This is a genomic window from Mesorhizobium sp., from assembly GCF_004962925.1.
In the GTDB taxonomy this organism is placed as follows: domain Bacteria; phylum Pseudomonadota; class Alphaproteobacteria; order Rhizobiales; family Rhizobiaceae; genus Mesorhizobium.
This window is the reverse complement of sequence record NZ_SUEO01000022.1, coordinates 1-14,589: the sequence shown is the minus strand read 5'-3', so window position 1 is coordinate 14,589 and position 14,589 is coordinate 1. Positions and strand designations below refer to the sequence as shown.

Below are 14,589 nucleotides of genomic sequence, written 5' to 3'. Positions count from 1 at the left end.
ATATGAGCGGCAGCGTCATGGGTATCGCCGAAAATTAGACAGACCGGCGCAACTGCACCTTCTTGTGCGTATTTCTCAAGGTGCGAGCCTTTGCGGATGATCGGACGTGCCCCCAGTTGTACGCTTCGTCCGAATATGCCAGAGGCCTGGTCGTAGTCGGGCTCGTAGCAGCACCAGGCGAAATCGCAGGTTTTGTAAAGGCTTAGAAGTTCGTCGTCGGACATGAAACGGTCGACCACCATTCCGCCGGCAGAAATCAGCCGAGCGCAATCCCCGCCAGAGGCCGGATCGACGCGGCCGGCAGCCACCACAAAAACTTCTTTCGCGAGATCTGGATAGTCGGAGAGGACGTTGACTAAGAATTCGAAGCCCTTCGACTTTCTCACGCTGCCCAGGAAGCACAAAATGGCGCGTCCACCGGCTGCGGCCAACACGTCGCGTGACAGTTGAGACGTTTCGATGGACATCGCGCGGTCATGGATGTCCCACATCTGAGGGTCGTGGACCCAGCCGTACGCGACCTGGGCAAATCGACGATCAAATGTGAACGGCAAAATCGTAAAGAGCGACAGGCGAGGCAAATATCGCAAGCACCGGAAAGCCCATCTCTTGAGGCGATAGACGAGCCTCCCGCTCTCGAAACATTGGGACGGCCTGAGAAAAAGCCCAACCGTGCGCCGTCCGATCAGCGATCTTGTCAATGCAACGGCTATAAAACCAGCGTAGTCATCGTCTATGGTGGCGAACAGGAGGTGGCGGGCCCGAACGAGGTCAAGCCACAATCGAGGTCCAATGCGTCCCATTACCGGCTCAAGGTCAAACAGGCTGGCAAAGAGACCCTGGTAGAATTGGCGGTGGCCATCGGGCGCAAACACGTGAACGCGATCGCGCCTCACCCCTGCGCCGGCCTTCGAGGCATGAGTTGCCGAAACCACTATTCAGCTTGCTCCATGCCGGCTTTGCTTGGCAGTGCTGGCACCATTGACGCCGAAGAACTGCCCAATCTTCCGCATCGGCTTCGCAACAAGCGCGTAGTCGACAGGGCCTGATCCGAGCCAACGGCGGCGAGAGCGCAGCGCTTCCAGATTGTGCCCGATATGGGAACGGAAACTCCTTGTGCTTGCCCCCCCAACCATCATGTCGACAAGGACCTGATCCATTGTCGCGAGCCTAAATCCATGAAGCTCGACGGCCCGCAGCATCCAGTCGTAGTCGGAGGAGACTTTGAGCGCCAGATCGAACGACCCAACCTTTTCGGCAACGCCACGCCGAACATAAAAGGTCGGGTGAGCAGGCATCCAGCCCGAACGAAACCCATCTCGAGGTCTTGGTTCTGCCCGCCAGCGGCGAACCACCCGCTTGCTGTCGTGGTTTTCCACAAAGTCGAGATGGCCGTGGACGATATCGGCGTCAGCGAGCGCCACGCTGATCTTGTCAAGCACGGACCGGTCGTGAAACGCGTCGTCCGCATTGAGAGCCCCGATTGCGTCGCCGCTGCAAAGTGCGAGGCCCTTGTTCAGAGCGTCATACATTCCTCGGTCTGGCTCGCTGACAATCTGCAGTCGTCCGTCGACATAGGAACGGACAATCGAGAGCGTTTCGTCGGTCGAGGCTCCATCTACGACGATCAGTTCCTTGTCCTCATGATCTTGGGCAAAAAAACTGTCAAGCGTATGCCTGATCGTTGCTGCGGAATTCCGGCAGACCGTCAGAACCGAGATTTTCATGTCGACCAGACCCAAAGTCGCTTACTGCGCCGCAACGCGAATGCGATCCTCGTCCAGGCGCCGGTGCTCCGATTCCCGCTTTACCGTTTCAAGGTCGGACTGAACCATTTCCTGGACCATTGCGTGGAGCGAGGTTGTTGCCTTCCACCCGAGAACGCGCTCCGCTTTCGAGGCGTCGCCGATCAGAAGCTCTACTTCAGTCGGCCTGAAATAGCGCGGATCCACCTCGATCAGGACAGCGCCCGATTTTGCATCGACGCCTTTTTCATCAATCCCGGAACCAACCCACTCGATCTCGGTCCCGACCTCATTGAATGCAAGCTCGACAAAGCGGCGGACCGAATTCTTCACCCCGGTTGCAAGGACGTAGTCGTCTGGCATTTCATGCTGAAGGATTCTCCACATGCCTTCGACGTAATCGCGGGCATGGCCCCAATCCCGTTCAGCCGACAGATTGCCGAGGTAGAGCTTGTCCTGAAGGCCGAGGCTGATTGCAGCAGCCGCGCGCGTGATCTTGCGGGTGACGAACGTCTCGCCGCGCATCGGGCTTTCGTGATTGAAGAGGATGCCGTTGGAAGCATGGATATCGTAAGCTTCACGGTAGTTCACGGTGATCCAGTAGGCATAAATCTTTGCCGCCGCATATGGTGACCGGGGATAGAAAGGCGTCGTCTCCCGCTGCGGAATCTCCTGCACCTTGCCGTAGAGCTCGGAAGTCGATGCCTGATAGAAACGCGTCTTTTTTGTCAGGCCAAGCAGCCGGATGGCCTCAAGGAGACGCAATGTACCGATCGCGTCGGCATTCGCAGTATATTCCGCGGTCTCGAAGCTCACCTGGACATGCGATTGTGCTGCGAGATTGTAGATCTCGTCTGGCTGCACTTCCTGGACGATGCGGATGAGGTTCGTGGCGTCGGTCATGTCACCATAGTGAAGCGACAGCCTCACGTTCTTTTCATGCGGGTCCTGGTAGAGATTATCGATGCGACCGGTGTTGAACGACGAGGAACGCCGCTTGATGCCATGGACATCATAGCCCTTTGCCAAAAGAAGTTCCGCCAGATAGGCGCCATCCTGGCCAGTGATGCCGGTAATAAGTGCTGTTTTTCGGCTCATTTCGTTCCCTTCGGCGACTCTAGAAACACAACCATAGCGTTCTCCAGTCAAACGATGCAGCGTTCGACCAGTGGAACCAGACTGAATTCAACCTGGCTATTATCGGGATCCAAACCCGCTTAGCATCGTTTTTAGGGTCCTTAGCACAATAACGATATCGAGCCATGGCGAGAAATTCTTAATGTAATAGAAATCATAGTGCAGCTTCTCGATCTCGTCGTCGTCGTCAGACACATATCCCTGATTCACCTGGGCCCACCCGGAAATTCCTGGGCGAACGATATTTCGGTAGCGATAGAACGGCAGCGCCACCGAATAATGAGAAGACAACACCGTTGCTTCGGGGCGAGGCCCAATCCAGCTCATTTCCGAGCGGACGATATTTATCAACTGCGGCAGTTCGTCAATTCGGCTCCTGCGAAGGACGCGACCAAGCCGGGTAATCCTGGTATCGCCCGGCCTGGTGACGGCGAGACTGCGAACGTTTGCCGCCTCAGGAGCGCTGATCGTCATCGTCCGGAACTTATAGACCGTAAATGATTTTCCGCCGTAGCCTAGGCGCTCCTGGCGAAATATGGCGGGTCCAGGAGATTCCAGCCTGATCATCAGCGCAATCAACAACAAGAACGGCGCCAGCATAATCAGGGCCAACAGGGCGCAAACCCAGTCGATCACCTGCTTGATCTTGATATAGGCCTGGTTGGGATTAAGCGAACCCAACGTGTTTTCGGACAGATGCTCGATTTCGACGCGACCCGTCAGCGATTCACTGATCTGCTTGACGTGATAGACAGGAACGCCTGCGAGAGCCTGATCGGCGATGTAGCGTTCCCAATCGTCGGATAGCTCGGCACGAAGGTCGGCAACGACGCCGCTCACGCGGTCAATGACCGTCTCGGGGGAGCGGAGCCAATGCCAATTCACGCCGCCAATCTCTTCAAGACGACTGACAGCCCCGCCTGGAACCACGGCGAGACTGTACGGATCCAACCGCCGGCTCAGGATGCTCAAACCGAAATACCAGAAGATTGACAGCGTCAAACTGCCGGCTGCCTGGAAAGCGCTATAGTCAATTCGGAAAAGGAAAATCGCCAAATATACAAGTCCGTAGGACAAAGCAAAGGTTGGCATAATATAACCAGCAGCCGCGACGCCCGGCAGATTTACTATCCGACGAAAGAAGAAAAATCCTGAAGTATGCGCGACTATGCCTGCGAAAATCGTAATCTGAATGTTTGAGTAATACAATATATTTGGATCGATCATCATTCTAACCAGAGCGGGAGTTAGAATTGCAAAAGCCAATCCACCAAGAAGTTGAAATCTAATTCGGTGCAGCAGGTGCCGTTGATTTTGCGGCTTTATGATGGGCACATTCAATTCAGAGCGCTCTCTAAATGGGTTACCGAAAAACGGCCAGAAAACGTTACGCATTCCACGCAAAATACAGAAATTGTCAGGCTCCGTGCCCAAGCGCGCAAGGCAACCTTTCGTTCCATCGGAATGCGTCGGCTCCAACAATGGCTACCGCACTCCCGGGTGAAACCCGAGAGCCGACTTTGCAACAGTTTGCACCGCATAACCGGACGTCAATTGCGGCTATGCGATCGCGACGAGTTCCCTTGAATCCATGTCAATAGGGATCTCGCCATTCATAATGGCAACCAGAACCCGGGCTCTTCCAGCCGGATCGAGCCGGTCAAGGCGGCCGATCATCTCCGCGAAAGGACCTGAAAGAATCCGAACCGCTGCGCCCGCAGCGAGGCCTCCGCTGAAATCAAGCAGGCCGTCCCTGCCTGTCAGGGCTATGAACCGCTCCACCAACCCGGAGGGGACCGGCAATGGCCGCTCACCCTGCATTATGAGTGAGCGCACGCCGAACGTTCCGTTGACCGAGCGCCACCGCTGCAGCGCGACATCGAGGGAGATGAACATGTAACCTGGGAAATATGCCGCTGGTCGCGTCTCGATGCGCCGGGCATGACGTGTGGTCTTCTCACAGCGAGGTACAAACGGGTGAAATCCCTGCATCCGGAGATGCCGTTCGGCGACGTCTTCTTTTCCCGGAAATACGCCAGCGGCATACCAGCGCGCTGCGATGCCGGTTGCGGGCCGTTGCAACGATACAGTCGCCTTAACAGTTGTTTTTTCCGAACTAATCACGCGTCTCGCTTTCGGCGGTTTCGGCATGGTCGATGTCAAGGGTTACGACAGCGTGAAGATACCAGCAAGCAACTATCTCGCGAGAATCGAGGCGGTCCGTCGAAAAAATTCCTGCTAATTGTCCGGTAATTTAGCTGCGCCTAAAAAGTCATCGAGCTGCTTTCTTTTTTAGCTATCCAAGCAGCGGTATCGAGCAATTGCATCGATGTGTAGCTGCTTGGTTACGCTGGCTCGCGACGAATCGCTGGCTGCTGTGGTCCTTAGTCCGTCGATTTGAACATAGTGTGACGGTATCGTTAGCAAAGCATTGCAGAGCCGATGTCGACCCACTGCCGAGCCTGCGTTGAGGAGTCTGGGCAGGGCGCCGCTGAAGCAAGATCATTCCCTTGCAATCACATTCTGCGATTGCGTGGACCCAATCAGTGCCGCATCGATCGGAGTTCAGGAGCGTTTGAGCAGCGACCAGACGGCTGGCACTAGGCTCGCCGCCAGGGCGACCTTGATCAGGTCGCCGACGATGAACGGCACAACACCGAACTGCCATGACTTTTCCGGGCCGATGAGCAACGCCAGCCAGGCAAAACCCATCGCCATCATGACGATCTCGGCAACCAGAATCGCGTTGAAGAGCTTGATCGGATGGCGATCCCAGCCGCGATCGGCGGCCCAGCCGACAATCGCCGCCATGACCACGAAGCCGGCAAGATAGCCGCCGGTCGAGCCGAGCATGTAAGCGACGCCGATGCCCTTTTCCGGCGTGCTCTGGAAGACCGGGAAGCCCATGGCGCCCTCCGCCATGTAAAGAAGCAGCGTGGCGACGCCGAGGCGCATGCCGAATGCCGCGGCGATCAGAAAGACAGCGAGCGTCTGCATCGAGATGTCGACCGGTCCGAGCAAAACCCTCGTCTTGGCCGACAAGGCCAGCACCAGCGTCCCAACGATCGCGAGCAAAAGCTGCGTCATTAGCCGGGTCGCGCCCTTTTCAGGCAAAGCGAGAGAAACAAGCGGACGCATCGTCGTTGCAATTGCCATGGTCTTCCCCATTCCGGACTGCCGCAGAGCGCGGCTTTGCGTTTTCCTATATTGGCTTCCGTGTTATGCGGCAATCGGTTTTGCCGTCCCCCCAATAAAGGTCACGACATTCGCCATGGCGCTGGAATTCGACACAGACTTCGACCCGTCCTATGGCCACAGCGTGACCGTAGCGCCCGACGTGCTTCGGATTACCGCCAAAAACCCCAGCCCGTTCACCTTTTACGGCACCAACAGCTACGTCGTCGGGCGCAAGACCCTGGCGGTGATCGATCCGGGACCGGATGACGACGCGCACCTCAAGACACTGATCGAGGTGATCGGAGACAGGCCGGTCAGCCACATTTTTGTCAGCCACACGCATCGCGACCATTCTCCGCTGGCAGCGCGGCTGAAGCAGCATACCGGCGCAATTGTCCTGGCCGAGGGCCCGCATCGCCCGGCGAAGCCGCTGCGCATAGGCGAGGTCAATCCGCTCGACGCCAGCGCCGACACCGCCTTCAATCCGGATATCGCGCTTCCCGACGATACGGTCGTCAACGGCGACGGCTGGTCGATCAGAACGGTGCTGACGCCGGGTCATGCCGCCAATCACGCGGCCTTTGCGTTGGAAGGAACCGGCATCCTGTTCTCGGCCGATCACGTCATGGCTTGGGCGACCTCTATCGTCGCGCCACCGGACGGCGCCATGGCCGACTATATGGCCTCGCTGGATCGGCTGATCGAGCGCGACGATCGCCTTCTGCTGCCCGGTCATGGCGGGCCGGTGACCGCGCCGCGCAGTTTCATGCACGAGTTGAAGACGCATCGCCGGATGCGCGAACAAGCGATCCTCGAACGGATCAGAAGCGGCGACCGGACGATCAAGGACATGGTCAAGGCTATCTATCGCGATACCGACCCGCGCCTTCATGGCGCTGCCGGACTGTCCGTGCTTGCCCATCTGGAGGACCTGGTGGCGCGGGGCCTGGTGAGCACCGACGGCGACCCGGCAATCGACGGCATTTTTGCGCCCATCGCTTGATGCATGTCGCCCAAAAGTGCACCGCGGTTTTGGGACAACGACATGCATAGAAACAAAGGCCTAAAGCACGTCGCGTGAATCACGCGACGTGCTTTGCTACTCGGCCGGGGCCGTGCCGACCTGGCCGGCGACCTCCTGATCCAGCTCGGCGAGGAAATCCACGATGCGGGCCGCATTGTCGCCAAGGTCGTAGCGGCCGTAACGCGAGGCCAAACGCATGTCGACGATGATCGCATCGCCATCGTCGGTCACACGGATGGCGACGTCGGCGGGAAGGCTGAGGATGAAGCTCTTGGCCAGGGCGTTGATCGTCACCTCGCTTTGCCCGATCGCACGGGGAAACGGCGCCGTTAGCTGCCAATCCCGCCGATCGAGCACCGTTTCGACTGCTTCCAGGACGCGATCGAACGGCAGATTGTAGCTGCGTCCGGTGACAAGCGGATAGGTCTCGGTCTGCAGGCGCTGCTCGCCCGGGGTCGGTGGCGAAAGCGCGTTCATATCGCTGGTCCGGGTGCTGGTGTCGAGCATCGGCGGATCGTCGAAATCCGTCACGATGTCCCTGAGCGGCGGGTAAGTCGCTGCCCAGTAGGCGGCAATGCCAAAAGGAGCAAGCACCAGCAGCGCCAGCAACGTGCCAACGGTGAGATCGCGACCGCCACGGTCGCCGAAATTCCACAGTCTCGAAAAGGCAAATCCGGCGAACAGCAACGCAAAGGCAGCAAGTAACGCGACAATGCCGAGCACCCAGAGGAAAGCCGGCGTTTCAACAAGGCCATATCGATGGCCAATGAGAACGGTCAGAAGCAGGACTGCCGAAAAAGCGCCAGTGCGCCGCGACCAGCCGGCCGCCTTCGACGTCTGTCGCTCGGAAGTTTCCATTATCCGCACTGCCCCAACCCGAACGGGCGTTTGGAGCCCTTTAGCGGCGGCTTGAAGGCGAAAGACGTCATCTCCGTCAATCCGTCGGCAGGCGATAGTCCTTGAATTGCTGGCGCAAGGTGGTCTTCTGGATCTTGCCTGTGGCGGTGTGGGGAATTTCGCCGACGAAGGCGACGTCGTCCGGCATCCACCACTTCGCCACCTTGCCGTTCATGAAAGCGAGAATATCCGTCTTGGTCGGCTCCCGCCCCGGCTTGCGGACGACGACAAGCAAGGGCCGTTCGCCCCATTTCGAATGTTGGATGCCGATGGCGGCCGCCTCCGCCACATCCGGATGACCGACCGCGAGATTCTCGAGCTCGATCGTCGAAATCCATTCGCCGCCCGATTTGATGACGTCCTTGGCGCGGTCGGTGATCTGCATATAGCCGCCCGGGTCGATATGGGCGACATCACCGGTATCGAACCAGCCTTCTTGATCGAACTGTTGGGATCCGACGCCGCCATAATAGGCGCGCGCGACTGCCGGTCCGCGGACCTTCAAGCGCCCGAATGTCTTGCCGTCCCATGGGTGTTCCTTATTGTCGTCGTCCGTCACCTTCATTTCGACACCGAACGGCGGATAGCCCTGCTTGCTCTGGACGTCGAGCCGGGCTTCGCCCTCGAGCCCGGCACAGTCCGGCTTCATGGTACACAGGGTGCCGAGTGGCGACATCTCGGTCATGCCCCAGGCATGGATGACCTCAACCTCGTAATTGTCCTGGAACTTCGTCGTGAGCGCTCGCGGGCAGGACGAGCCACCGATGACGACCCTCTTCAGATAAGGAAGGTTCTTGCCGGTCTCCTCAAGATGCTGGAGCAGCATCATCCACACTGTCGGCACGGCGGCGCTGAATGTCACCTTTTCGGTGTCGAGCAACTCATAGATCGAGGCGCCGTCCATCTTGCAGCCAGGCATGACCAGTTTGGCGCCGATCATCGGGCCGCTCTGGCCAAGGCCCCAGGCGTTGGCGTGGAACATCGGCACGACCGGCAGTATGGTATCGCGCGACGAGAGGCCCATGGCGTCAGGCATGGCTGCGATCATCGCGTGCAGCACGTTCGAGCGATGGCTGTAGAGGACGCCTTTCGGATCGCCTGTCGTGCCCGAGGTGTAGCACATGCCGGCGGCGGTGTTTTCATCGAACGTCTTCCAGGCGAAGGCGCCATCGGCTTCGTCAAGCCACTCTTCATAGGCAACGACGTTCGGCAGGGCCGTTTGCGGCATATGCGCCTTGTCGGTCAGCACGATCACCTTTCTCAGCGATTTGACCGCACCGGCAATCTTTTCAAGCAGCGGCATGAATGTCAGATCGACGAAGATCGCCTTGTCTTCGGCATTGTTCATGATCCAGACGATCTGCTCGGGAAACAGGCGCGGGTTGAGCGTGTGATAGATCGCGCCGACACCCATGATGCCGTACCAGGCTTCGACGTGGCGCGCCGTATTCCAGGCCAATGTGGCGATGCGGTCGCCAAGCCCAAAACCGTCTCGCTCGAGCCGCTGTGCGGCTTTCAAGGCACGGCGCTGTATTTCGGCGTAAGTAGTCCGGACGATCGGGCCTTCGATCGAACGCGACACGATCTCGCGTTCGCCGTGCTGCCTGGCGGCATTGTCGATGAGCTTGTGGCAAAGCAGCGGCCATTCCTGCATCAGTCCGAGCATTTTTTTTCGTCCCATTGGTTTTTCGTTCCATTGTGGGGCGAACCAGCTGATTGTCCAGCCATGACCGGGTAGAAGCGGTGCATTGATCGAAAAGATAGGAAAACCGCCACAATCCGGCCATCCTCGGCGTTAACTTTGATTAATGGGCAAGGGTGCGATTGGCGAATGAAAGAGGTTCGCATGGACGCGCAGCTCGACGACAAGACTCTCGAAAATACTCTCGCCGAAAGTCTGGCTGATTTGGTGCCGGACACTAAGACCGTTTCCGAAGACGAATTTGTCGAAGTTGTCGGCGGCGCCCTTGAGGCGGTCGGCGGCAGGCTGCTGTTCAAGATGTGCGTTCAGAACGAAGGCGAAGGCCAGCACGTTGCCGCGGCATGCGTCGGCAATGGCGGCAACCGCCAGTTCCTTCTGCTCACCTTGCCGACCGGCGGCGGTGCGCTCAAGGTCGAAACCGCATCGAGAAGCACCAATCCGGTCGCCGGTATCGCCGCAGCCTACGCTGGGCTGATGGATGCATTTCAGGCTGCTGCCTGATCGTTCCATGGCAAGGCCGGTTTGGCTTTGCTAAGAGACCTGACAACGCCAAAGGCGATGGTTTTCACGCCCCGCATTCGACGGCAGCCTTGCGCAGCGTGTTCTCCTGACACACCTTAAGGTCGATGCAGGAGAACAGCCATGGACCAGATCGCCAACCCGTCACCGGGCTTTCAACGCAACCCGGGTAAAGTGATTACTGTCGAGCCCTACGCCGGAACTGTGACCGTACGTGCCGGCGACGTGGTCATTGCCTCGTCCACGAAGGCCAAAATGTTGACCGAATCCCCCTACCCTCGGGTCCTCTACATCCCATTCGAAGACATCGATTTCGACCAGCTTCGCAAGACGGAACTGTCGACCCATTGTCCGTACAAGGGCGATGCGAGCTATTGGAGCGTGTTGCCCGCCGCGGAAGCAGGCAAGGATGCGATGTGGGCGTATGAGCAGCCTTTCGACGAGATGGTCGAAATCCGCGATCACGGCGCGTTCTATCCCAACAAGATAACGATCGAAGCCAAGCCAGCCTGAGCACGGACTGCTCAATACCTGTCTTGTCGATCAGTCGGTGGTGCCATCATTGCCGATGTCGTCGGCCTGGTCGAGCCGCACGAAGGTGAGACGCGATGATGACATCACCGTCCTTTGCCGCGGCAACGTGACGTGCTGTCTCTTTCGCTCACAGCAATGCCGTAGCGGTCAGGAAGCTCGCGAAGCGAGTCTCGCAGAGAAACACTATCCTGGCGCTGGGGTGTTCAAGCCGCAGGCTTTTCACGCGCGTGGAGGCTAGTTTAGAACGATATCGCCGATGAACTTGGTCTGAATGATAAGGATCGAGCGAACGAGTGCCTCCTTTTGCGGTAATTGCCGCACACAACCAAGGCCGGTGAAATGTAGATTCGAACGGATTTCCGAGGCGGCGCCAATTGGGTTGCCTCTTCCAGGGATTTGCGGTTGGATGAGTGGGGACAAGGTTGCTTCGGGAGGGTGAGGGATGGCTCGTAGATTATTGTTATCCGTCTACAAGGCGATGCCGCCCGCGATTCAGAAGCACGCGGCGCTCTACAGAGAGGCGATGCTGACTGCACGGCTGATGCGGACGCGGTCGAGTGTTCGAGAGTGCAACATCTGCGGCTATGTTGGGAACTTCAAAGCCTTCGGGTTCCCGTCCCGGCTCGATGCGCGGTGCCCACAGTGCAACTCGCTGGAGCGTCACCGTCTTCTCAAGATGTGGTTCGACGAAAACAAAGACCGGATGGTGTCCAAAACCGCACTGCATTTCGCGCCCGAGACCGCGGTGACAAGCTTCGTTAAGCCTCTGGTTTCGAAATATGTCACCGCCGATCTATCCGCCTCGCTCGCCGAAATCGTATTGAACATCGAAGCCATCGATCTGCCCGACAGTTCGTTCGACATAATAATTTGCTCTCACGTTCTTGAGCATGTGGACGATCGGAAGGCGCTCCGTGAGATGCACCGGATTCTAAAGCCCAGTGGAATTGCGCTGCTCATGACGCCGGTTATCGAAGGGTGGCCGGAAACCTACGAAAACCTCGCAATCACCAGCCCGCAGGACCGGGCGCTGCACTACGGTCAGTTCGATCATGTGCGCTATTTCGGCTCAGACATCCGCTCCAGGATCAAGGATGCCGGGTTTGCGTTGAGCGAATACACGGCGGTAGAACCATACGTCCACAAACACGCGCTGACCCGTGGCGAGAAGATCTTCGTCGCGTCTAGGCCGCTATAACGGCACGGCCTTCGCCGCGCGCAATGCCGCCCGCTCTGGCCGGTTTCACCATCACCGCAGCCACACTGCTGTGATGATCTCATAATTTTTACCGTTCGGGAGGGTGATGACGTGCCCGTGACCATTGAGACGTCGCTCACCCTCTTGCGAGTTACACTGACAAGCGTGGACGCATCCACGCGCGTTCCGGTCATGAAAGTCGGGGGTACTATGTGATCTGGAGACAACGCGGAACACGGAAGTGACGGCCGGACCTATGATCGCTGGATCACGGCATGCGGGAGGGTTCGTACCAGACGACAGTCTGTATGGCTGGCAAGGAATTGATCGGTCGCCGTCCGGCATCCGCCGTAGTCGTTGAAATCGTCAAGGATCATGAGCCCGCCTGGGCTCAGCACCTCTATGGTCCGCTCAAGACAGAACTTGACCGGATCGTGCCAATCGCAATCGAGATGGGCCAAGGCTACTCTGCTTTTCGGGTGAAAGTGAACCGTGTCTTCGAACAGGCCCTTGTGAAAGGCGATCCTTTCGCCATCGACCGGGACACCAAAGTCCGTGAAGCTGGCACTCACCTTGTCGAACAGATCGGCTTGATACCCGTAATACGTGTCACCGCCAATGCCCTTGGACCCTCCCGATCGGATGTTCTCGTACCGGGCCTTGGATTTATCGTCGTCCCGTTGGGTCGGGCTCGGAATCATGCCAAACACATCGTAACCATGGAAATGACGATCATCGTCGAGTTCGGACGCAATGTAGATTGCCGAGCCGCCGAGCGCGATCCCGTACTCGACAAAGTCGCCGGGGACCTTTTCATGCCTCACTTGCCTGATCGCATCGCGGAGGCTGATAAATTTTTCGTCGGAAAGATACGTCAGCCGCGCGCGCTGCACCGCACTGGCGATGGCCGGCACTCTAAGCCTGTTTGCTTTCTTCAGGAGGCGTCCGGTCAACCTTGATAGCATAATCCAATGCTAAACAGCAGCCTTGGGATTTGCAAGCAGATGACGGCCTTAACGTCGGCATAATTCCAAACACAGGTACCCTCTATGCTCGCCGGCCGAAGTGCTGGCCGCAATGCAAGGCAGGGCCAGCTCGACATCAAGACGATCCACGGCTCGCAGCTGCGCCAGAACAATCGGTAGTTCGGCCTCAGAGCACCGTGGGCAGGGAACAACTTGGGATGAAATCACGCGGAACAGGTCTTCTCTGCTGCGCGTGACCGTGACGTCGGCTTCGATACTACCGTGCGCGTTGAGCAGTTGCTTGTAGACGGCTTTGCCCTTGGCGACGTGGGCATTGTTAGCCCAAAGAGTTGCATCAGCTTGGCAGCGTTGTTGCCGTAAATGAATTTGGTGAAGGAGAGGGTTCGAACATTCCGAGGCTTGTGCCATGCGCCCTGGGCGACGACAGAATAGCGAGGCATCCGGTCGGTTGCGGACGATAGCGGCCGCCCGCAGCCGGTCGGCGCTCCAAACACAGCACCAGCATCGGTGAAATTGCTCCGGCAGAGGTTCTGTCAGGACTGAATCGCTTGGTATACGATTCATGAAATTCCGCCAGGTCGGTCAATTTATCCCGCTGATCCGCACAGCGAACGAAGGTCGATTATCTCACCATCTGCACACGTGATTCCTGCAACAAAGGGGGCCTTTGGGCGTTCCGTGGAAATCGACTGCCAGCAGCAGCCGACGCAAAGACCGCAAGCGCGTTTCTGCTGAGCCCACATCCTCTCATTCAAATTACAAAGATTGAGGCTGCCGTAAGCGAGAGGCCTGGAGAAAGGGTGGCGAACTGTATCTGAGCCGCGCCGCCGATCCCGTCGCTGTCGAAAGAGAGCGCTCCAGTTGAATTGTTGTAGATGATGTGGTCGGAACTGTCATGCGCAGCGGTACCCGCGAAGAAAGCGGCGGCTGTGAGTGCGCCCGCGTTCAGCCCGGCAAAAATGGCATTGTCGAGGTGGATCTTGTCCTGGGACTTGTTGAAGTCGGTGACCCTGTCGATATTCCCGCTTCCAAGAGCGGTATTGAAAACGAAAGCATCATTGCCGCCGTTGCCGGTCAAGATGTCGGCACCGCGGCCGCCATTGATGACATTGGCGCCGGCATTGCCCTGGATGGTCTGGGCGAACTCATTGCCGGTGAGGTTGATCGCCGTGGTGGCGGACGGATACCTGGTGCCGAGAAGCTCGACCTCCGAACCGACCGCAAGCGCATAGCTCACCGTAGTGGCTATGTTGTCGCGACCGCCGCCTGCCGCCTCAATCACTTTGTCGCCGGCGTTGTCAACATAGTACGCGTCGTTGCCGCCATAGCCGGTCATCGTGTCGGCACCGCCGAGACCATTGATCACATTAGTGCCGGCATTGCCCTGAATGGTTTGGGCGAACTCGTTACCGTTGAGGTTCATAGCTGTCGTGCCGGACGGGTTGTTGATGGCGAGAAGCTCGATCTGCGAGCCGGCCGTAAGCGCGTGGCTCATCGAAGTGACCACCCTGTCGGTGCCGCCACCCGCCGCCTCAATCGCCTTGTCGCCAGCATTGTCGACATAGTAGGTGTCGTTGCCGCCATAGCCGGTCATCGTGTCGGCGCCGCCGCCGCCGTTGATGACATTGGCGCCGGCATTGCCCTGGATGGTTTGGGCGAACTCATTGCCG

General features: G+C 58.2%; 13 protein-coding genes and 1 pseudogene. 4 read left to right on the top strand and 10 right to left on the bottom strand.

Features of this window, described 5'->3' with window-relative positions:
- The 6 genes from E5W87_RS07530 to E5W87_RS07505 all read right to left on the bottom strand — a co-directional run.
- A partial coding sequence (locus E5W87_RS07530; RefSeq protein WP_292395469.1) for a hypothetical protein occupies positions 1 to 935 on the bottom strand: 935 nt, incomplete at its 3' end.
- 3 nt (positions 936 to 938) lie between these two features.
- Entirely contained in the window at positions 939 to 1,742 is an 804-nt protein-coding gene (locus tag E5W87_RS07525; protein WP_292395467.1) for a glycosyltransferase family 2 protein, read from the bottom strand.
- Between the two features lie 6 nt (positions 1,743 to 1,748).
- Entirely contained in the window at positions 1,749 to 2,843 is a 1,095-nt protein-coding gene (gene gmd, locus E5W87_RS07520; protein WP_292395465.1) for a GDP-mannose 4,6-dehydratase, read from the bottom strand.
- 99 nt (positions 2,844 to 2,942) lie between these two features.
- The gene (locus tag E5W87_RS07515; protein WP_292395463.1) at positions 2,943 to 4,364 is read right to left on the bottom strand and encodes a sugar transferase; all 1,422 of its coding nucleotides are present in this window, start codon (positions 4,362 to 4,364) and stop codon (positions 2,943 to 2,945) included.
- 78 nt (positions 4,365 to 4,442) lie between these two features.
- A complete protein-coding gene (locus tag E5W87_RS07510) occupies positions 4,443 to 5,033 on the bottom strand; it encodes a transcription termination/antitermination NusG family protein (protein ID WP_292395461.1) in 591 nt (196 codons plus the stop codon).
- Between the two features lie 414 nt (positions 5,034 to 5,447).
- Positions 5,448 to 6,038, bottom strand: coding sequence for a biotin transporter BioY (locus tag E5W87_RS07505; RefSeq protein ID WP_292395459.1), 591 nt, complete (start codon positions 6,036 to 6,038; stop codon positions 5,448 to 5,450).
- Positions 6,039 to 6,153: 115 nt separating this feature from the next.
- Here E5W87_RS07505 and E5W87_RS07500 point away from each other — a divergent pair, with 115 nt between their 5' ends.
- On the top strand, positions 6,154 to 7,062 hold the full coding sequence (locus tag E5W87_RS07500; protein ID WP_292395457.1) for an MBL fold metallo-hydrolase: 909 nt from the start codon (positions 6,154 to 6,156) through the stop codon (positions 7,060 to 7,062).
- Positions 7,063 to 7,158: 96 nt separating this feature from the next.
- Here E5W87_RS07500 and E5W87_RS07495 read toward each other — a convergent pair whose 3' ends face one another.
- Together E5W87_RS07495 and E5W87_RS07490 are read right to left on the bottom strand one after the other, a co-directional pair.
- Positions 7,159 to 7,941, bottom strand: a complete 783-nt coding sequence (locus E5W87_RS07495) for a DUF1499 domain-containing protein (protein WP_292395455.1) — start codon at positions 7,939 to 7,941, stop codon at positions 7,159 to 7,161.
- 76 nt (positions 7,942 to 8,017) lie between these two features.
- On the bottom strand, positions 8,018 to 9,646 hold the full coding sequence (locus E5W87_RS07490) for a fatty-acid--CoA ligase (protein WP_292395528.1): 1,629 nt from the start codon (positions 9,644 to 9,646) through the stop codon (positions 8,018 to 8,020).
- A 180-nt stretch (positions 9,647 to 9,826) separates the two neighbouring features.
- Between E5W87_RS07490 and E5W87_RS07485 the strand changes: the two genes are divergently transcribed.
- The 3 genes from E5W87_RS07485 (at position 9,827) to E5W87_RS07475 (ending at position 11,933) form a co-directional block, all read left to right on the top strand.
- On the top strand, positions 9,827 to 10,183 hold the full coding sequence (locus tag E5W87_RS07485; RefSeq protein ID WP_292395453.1) for a hypothetical protein: 357 nt from the start codon (positions 9,827 to 9,829) through the stop codon (positions 10,181 to 10,183).
- A gap of 141 nt (positions 10,184 to 10,324) precedes the next feature.
- Positions 10,325 to 10,714 carry a DUF427 domain-containing protein gene (locus E5W87_RS07480; protein WP_292395451.1) on the top strand — a complete coding sequence of 130 codons (390 nt, stop codon included), beginning with the start codon at positions 10,325 to 10,327 and terminating at the stop codon, positions 10,712 to 10,714.
- A gap of 463 nt (positions 10,715 to 11,177) precedes the next feature.
- Positions 11,178 to 11,933, top strand: coding sequence for a methyltransferase domain-containing protein (locus E5W87_RS07475; RefSeq protein WP_292395449.1), 756 nt, complete (start codon positions 11,178 to 11,180; stop codon positions 11,931 to 11,933).
- Between the two features lie 254 nt (positions 11,934 to 12,187).
- Here E5W87_RS07475 and E5W87_RS07470 read toward each other — a convergent pair whose 3' ends face one another.
- Positions 12,188 to 12,847: a TylF/MycF/NovP-related O-methyltransferase gene (locus tag E5W87_RS07470; protein ID WP_292395447.1), complete on the bottom strand. Its 660-nt coding sequence runs from the start codon at positions 12,845 to 12,847 to the stop codon at positions 12,188 to 12,190.
- Positions 12,848 to 13,670: 823 nt separating this feature from the next.
- Positions 13,671 to 14,589, bottom strand: a pseudogene (locus E5W87_RS07465) (calcium-binding protein); the annotation flags it as partial.